Source organism: Streptomyces sp. FH025 (assembly GCF_017427025.1).
GTDB lineage: Bacteria > Actinomycetota > Actinomycetes > Streptomycetales > Streptomycetaceae > Kitasatospora.
In genome coordinates this window covers 1-5,965 of record NZ_JAFLNG010000483.1, presented here as the reverse complement: position 1 = coordinate 5,965, position 5,965 = coordinate 1, and the positions used below count along the sequence as shown (strand labels likewise).

General features: G+C 70.0%; 5 protein-coding genes and 1 pseudogene. 5 read left to right on the top strand and 1 reads right to left on the bottom strand.

Annotated elements, in window-relative coordinates:
• Positions 1–135: 135 nt before the first annotated feature.
• The 5 genes from J0670_RS27325 to cimA all read left to right on the top strand — a co-directional run bounded on the left by J0670_RS27325 (position 136) and on the right by cimA (position 5,766).
• The gene (locus J0670_RS27325; RefSeq protein WP_243437593.1) at positions 136–723 is read left to right on the top strand and encodes a Uma2 family endonuclease; all 588 of its coding nucleotides are present in this window, start codon (positions 136–138) and stop codon (positions 721–723) included.
• Between the two features lie 46 nt (positions 724–769).
• Positions 770–1,807, top strand: a complete 1,038-nt coding sequence (locus tag J0670_RS27320; protein WP_207814359.1) for a 3-isopropylmalate dehydrogenase — start codon at positions 770–772, stop codon at positions 1,805–1,807.
• A 249-nt stretch (positions 1,808–2,056) separates the two neighbouring features.
• Positions 2,057–3,169: a branched-chain amino acid aminotransferase gene (locus J0670_RS27315; protein ID WP_207814358.1), complete on the top strand. Its 1,113-nt coding sequence runs from the start codon at positions 2,057–2,059 to the stop codon at positions 3,167–3,169.
• 95 nt (positions 3,170–3,264) lie between these two features.
• Positions 3,265–3,834, top strand: a complete 570-nt coding sequence (locus tag J0670_RS27310; protein WP_307806714.1) for a Uma2 family endonuclease — start codon at positions 3,265–3,267, stop codon at positions 3,832–3,834.
• A 327-nt stretch (positions 3,835–4,161) separates the two neighbouring features.
• Complete coding sequence (gene cimA / locus J0670_RS27305; RefSeq protein ID WP_207814357.1) at positions 4,162–5,766, top strand: citramalate synthase; 1,605 nt, start codon at positions 4,162–4,164, stop codon at positions 5,764–5,766.
• A gap of 64 nt (positions 5,767–5,830) precedes the next feature.
• Here the strand turns inward: cimA and J0670_RS27300 are convergent.
• Positions 5,831–5,965, bottom strand: a pseudogene (locus J0670_RS27300) (ATP-binding protein); the annotation flags it as partial.

Below are 5,965 nucleotides of genomic sequence, written 5' to 3'. Positions count from 1 at the left end.
AACCCCAGACCCCGCCACCCTAAGCGCGCCCCTGGCGCAGCTCAGGCCGCACGCGCTCCCTCGAAAGGGTGGCGTCTGAGGAGGCTTTGCCGAGTAGCCTGAGAGGGCCGCCAGGATGCCCGTATGGGAGGAACCATGAGCATCGCGCCGTACCCCGACTGGATCCGGCCCCCTGCTGGTGGCTACACCGCAGAGGACCTGGACCGGCTGCCTGATCTCCCGCCGCACACCGAGTTGCTCGACGGGAGCCTGATCTTCGTGAGTCCGCAGACCATCTTTCACCTGCTGGCGGTCCGACAGCTGGAGTTCGCGCTGGTGGCAGCTGTTCCGCCGGGATGGGTGGCTTGGCGGGAGATGATGGTCACGCTGGATCGACGCAACAGGCTTGAGCCGGACCTCCTGGTCGTCGACAAGCGGGCACAGACCGGCCCAAAGGGCCGCAAGGGAACCTCTTGCCGGCCAGAAGACGTACTGCTTGCGGTCGAGGTGGTGTCGGACGAGTCGCAGGAGCGGGATCGTGACGCAAAGCCGCGAAAGTACGCCGCAGCCGGCATCGCCCACTTCTGGAGGGTTGAGGATGACGACGAGGGCCGCCCGGTCGTCTACGTGTACGAGCTGGATCCGGCCACCAGGGCCTATGGCCTGACCGGCATTTACCACAAGCAGCTGAAGGTCGATCGGCCGTTTCCGATTGAGGTTGAATTGATCGACACGTCCGAATAGTGGACGCGAGGTGTCAGTACCTGGGACACCGGAGTAGGGTCCGAGCATGTCTCGCACCATTCGTCTCGCAGTAGTCCCGGGTGACGGCATCGGTCAGGAAGTCGTGGCCGAAGGTCTGAAGGTCCTGGGGGCCGTGCTTCCCGCCGATGTGAAGCTGGAGACCACCGAGTACGACCTCGGGGCCCGGCGCTACCACCGGACCGGGGAGACGCTGCCGGACGACGTGCTGGCGGAGCTGAAGGGGCACGACGCGATCCTGCTGGGCGCCATCGGCGACCCGAGCGTGCCGTCCGGGGTGCTGGAGCGCGGGCTGCTGCTCAAGCTGCGGTTCGCCTTCGACCACCACATCAACCTGCGGCCGGGCCGGCTGTTCCCCGGGGTCGAGTCCCCGCTGGCCGGCCAGCCGGAGATCGACTTCGTGGTCGTCCGCGAGGGCACCGAGGGCCCGTACGTCGGCAACGGCGGCACGCTGCGCACCGGGACGCCCCAGGAGGTGGCCACCGAGGTCAGCCTGAACACCGCGTACGGCATCGAGCGCGTGGTGCGCGACGCCTACCGCCGGGCCCAGGCGCGGCCGCGGAAGAAGCTGACCCTGGTGCACAAGAACAACGTGCTGGTGCACGCCGGGCACCTGTGGTCGCGGATCTTCGCCGAGGTCGGCGCGGAGTTCCCCGAGGTCACCACCGACTACCTGCACGTCGACGCGGCCACCATCTTCTTCGTGACCCAGCCGGAGCGCTTCGACGTCATCGTCACCGACAACCTGTTCGGCGACATCCTGACCGACCTGGCCGCCGCCGTGACCGGCGGCATCGGCCTGGCCGCGAGCGGCAACATCAACCCGAGCGGCGAGTTCCCGTCCATGTTCGAGCCGGTGCACGGCTCGGCGCCGGACATCGCCGGCCAGGGCAAGGCCGACCCGACCGCCACCGTGCTGTCGGTCGCCATGCTGCTGGAGCACCTCGGCTTCGCCGCCGAGGCCGCCAAGGTCGAGGCCGCCGTCGCGGCGGACCTCGCCGAGCGCACCGGCACCCGCAGCACCTCCCAGGTCGGCGACGCGCTCGCCGGGCGAGTATCCGGCTGACGGGCCGGCTCCGAGCAACGGATCCCCGGCCGTTTCGAGGCCGGCTCCGACAAGGTTCCGGCCAGGTGGGCCGGACCGCATAACGGCAGCTTGCAGCTCCCCAAGGAGCGGACAGCTGTTCGGCACGGCCCTCTGGATGCGAGTATCGACAGTGGGCCGTGCCGCTGTGCGTTCGTTCCGGCGTCTTATCGCCGTAACGCGGCGGTGGCGGTGGCGGCCCGGACCAACCCCACGGTGAAGGAAACAGCCATGAGCACGCCCACCACGGCGCCCATCACGTTCGACCTCAAGCCCTCCGCCCACCCGCTGTCCGCAGCGGAGCGCGAGGCCCGGCTGACCAACCCCGGCTTCGGCCGTGTCTTCACCGACCACATGGTCACCATCCGCTGGACCGAGGGCCTGGGCTGGCACGACGCCCAGCTGGCGCCGTACGCGCCGCTGGAGATCGACCCGGCGAACATGACCCTGCACTACGGCCAGGCGATCTTCGAGGGCCTGAAGGCCTACCGCCAGGCCGACGGCTCGATCTCGACCTTCCGCCCGGAGGCCAACGCCCTGCGCTTCCAGGCCTCGGCCCGCCGCCTGGCGATGCCGGAGCTGCCGGTCGAGACCTTCGTCGAGGCCGTCGAGCTGCTGGTCCAGCAGGACCAGGAGTGGGTCCCGAACCAGCCGGAGCAGAGCCTCTACCTGCGTCCGTTCATGTTCGCCACCGAGGTCGGCCTGGGCGTGCGCCCGGCGAACTCCTACATCTTCATGATCATCGCCTCCCCGGCCGGCGCCTACTTCCAGGGCGGCGTCAAGCCGGTCTCGGTCTGGCTGTCCAAGGAGTACGTCCGCGCCGCGCCCGGCGGCACCGGTGCCGCCAAGTGCGCGGGCAACTACGCCGCCTCGCTGGTCGCCCAGGCCCAGGCCGCCGAGAAGGGCTGCGACCAGGTGGTCTGGCTCGACGCCGCCGAGCACCGGTGGGTCGAGGAGATGGGCGGCATGAACCTGTACTTCGTCTTCGGCGAGGGCAAGGACGCGAAGATCGTCACCCCGGAGCTGTCCGGCGCGCTGCTGCCCGGCATCACCCGCGACTCGCTGCTCACCCTGGCCTCCGACCTCGGGTACGCGGTCGAGGAGCGCCGGATCTCCACCGACGAGTGGCAGCAGGGCAACGCCGACGGCACCCTCACCGAGGTCTTCGCCTGCGGCACCGCCGCCGTCATCACCCCGGTCGGCTCGGTCAAGTCCGCCGCCGCCGACTGGACCGTCGGCACCGGCGAGCCCGGCCCCGTCACCATGGAGCTGCGCAAGTCCCTGCTCGCCATCCAGGGCGGCCAGCAGGCCGACACCCACGGCTGGCTGCACAAGATCGTCTGATCGCCGCCCCCGGGCGCCCCGCGACACCGGGGCGCCCGGGCCGTAACCTCGAAGCGCTCCGCTCGTTGAGGCCGGTGAACACAGTGGGAGGGCCAGTGACCGCACTGCCGCACGGATACGCCGAGACCTCGTGCGCTCCGGACCACGACCTCCTCGAAGCCTTCCTGGCGCTTGACACCCCTCTGGGATTCAAGGCTGAGCTCATCGAGGGGGAAATCGTCGTGACCCCACCGCCGGACGGTGAACACGAGACGCTCGTCGGTCGCCTCCATGGGCAGGTCGTGCGCCAGGGCCCCAAGGCGATCGATTTCGCCGGAGGCAAGGGGCTGATCGTGCCGTCCGGGCGATTCATCCCGGACGGCACGTTCACCGTCCGGGGAGCCATGATCAAGTGCGGCTCCTGGTCCGTACCCGATGGTGTCCTGATGGTTGCGGAGGTCACCTCCAGCCGACCCGACAAGGATCGGGTCACGAAGCGCAAGGGCTATGCCGCGGCTGGGATTCCGCTCTATCTGCTGGTCGACCGCGAGAAGGACCAAGTCGTTCTGCACAGCGACCCCAGGGGCGACGACTATCTCGCGACCGTCGTCGTCCCCATCGGCAGCCCCCTCGACCTGCCCGAGCCGTTCGGCTTCGCGCTGGACACCGCCGAGCTCGTGGAGTAGCCGTCCCGGATCGCGAGACGGGCGGGCCGGATCCTGGAGCCTGTGCCACACTGCCAACGTGTCCTCGCTGTCGCTGATTATTAGCAGCAGGCGCGCCGGTCCGCAGTGACCGCTTCCGCAGGACCCGATGCGGAGCGACCACGAGCGTCCAGACCCGCGCGCAGACCTCTCGCACCCGCGAGGGGTTTTTTTGTTTCCCCGGACCGGCCGAGGGCCCCCACAAGGGGCCCGGGGACACCGGGGCCGCGCGAGGGATCATGGACGGTGGCGCCGGGACGAAATCCGGCAGAGCAGTACCAACCTCCCCGAAACGGAGAACCAGGGGTCATGACCGAGGCCAGCCGTACCGACGACAGTTTCCACGTGTTCGACACCACCCTGCGCGACGGAGCGCAGCGGGAGGGCATCAACCTGACGGTGGCGGACAAGCTGGCCATCGCCCGGCACCTGGACGACTTCGGGGTCGGCTTCATCGAGGGCGGCTGGCCCGGGGCCAACCCGCGGGACACCGAGTTCTTCGCCCGCGCCGCCGCCGAGCTGGAGCTGAACAGCGCCCGGCTGGTCGCCTTCGGCGCCACCCGCCGGGCCGGCGGCAAGGCGGCGGACGACCCTCAGCTGGCCGCGCTGGTCGCCTCCGGTGCCCCCGTCGTCACCCTGGTCGCCAAGGCGCACGACCGGCACGTCGAGCTGGCGCTGCGCACCACGCTGGACGAGAACCTGGAGATGATCCGGGACAGCGTCGAATTCCTGCGGTCCCAGGACCGGCGGGTGTTCATCGACTGCGAGCACTTCTTCGACGGCTACAAGGCGAACCGCGAGTACGCCCTCGCGGTGGTCCGCACTGCGCACCGCGCCGGGGCGGACGTGGTGGTCCTGTGCGACACCAACGGCGGGATGCTGCCGGCGGGTGTCCGGGACACCGTCGCGGACGTGATCGCGGCGACCGGCGCCCGGATCGGCATGCACGCCCAGGACGACACCGGCTGCGCGGTGGCCAACACCCTGGCCGCGGTCGACGCGGGCGCCACCCACGTGCAGTGCACCGCGAACGGCTACGGCGAGCGGGTCGGCAACGCCAACCTGTTCCCGGTGGTCGGCGCGCTGGAGCTCAAGTACGGCCGGCGGGTGCTGCCCGAGGGCCGACTGGCCGAGATGACCCGGATCTCGCACGCGATCGCCGAGCTGGTGAACCTGGCCCCGTCCACCCACCAGCCGTACGTCGGCTTCTCGGCCTTCGCCCACAAGGCGGGCCTGCACGCCTCCGCGATCAAGGTCGACCCGGACCTGTACCAGCACATCGACCCCGACCTGGTCGGCAACACCATGCGGATGCTGGTCTCCGACATGGCCGGCCGGGCCTCCGTCGAGCTCAAGGGCAAGGAGCTCGGCTACGACCTCTCCACCGACCGCGACCTGGCCGGCCGGGTGGTGGCCAAGGTGAAGGAGCAGGAGAACCTCGGCTACACCTACGAGTCCGCCGACGCCTCCTTCGAGCTGCTGCTGCGCGACGAGGTGCGCGGCAGCCGGGACCGCTTCTACACCCTGGAGTCCTGGCGGACCATCAGCGAGCAGGGCCCGAAGGGCTTCACGGGCAACGAGGCCACGGTCAAGCTGTGGGCCAAGGGCGAGCGCCGGATCGCCACCGGGGAGGGCAACGGCCCGGTCAACGCGCTGGACCAGGCGCTGCGGACCGCCCTGGAGGGCACCTACCCGCCGCTGGCCACCTTCGAGTTGGTGGACTACAAGGTCCGCATCCTGGAGGGGCAGCACGGCACCGGGTCCAAGACCAGGGTGCTGATCGAGTCCACCGACGGCATCACCACCTGGTCGACGGTGGGTGTGGCCGACAACGTGGTCGCCGCCTCCTGGCTGGCACTTGAGGACGCCTACACCTACGGCCTGATCCGCGCCGGGCTGGAGCCGACCGAGTAGTCCCGCCCAACAGGCGTGTGGCCCATGCGACTTCGCCGAGTCGTATGGGCCACAAGCGCGTTCATCACCGCAGTCGTGCCAGGAGGGCGTGTTCGACGAGGGTGATGAGTGCGCTCTTGGCGCTGTCCCGGCGGCGGGCGTCGAGGGTGATGATGGGGGTGTCGGGGCCGAGCTGGAGGGCTTCGCGGACTTCGTCGGG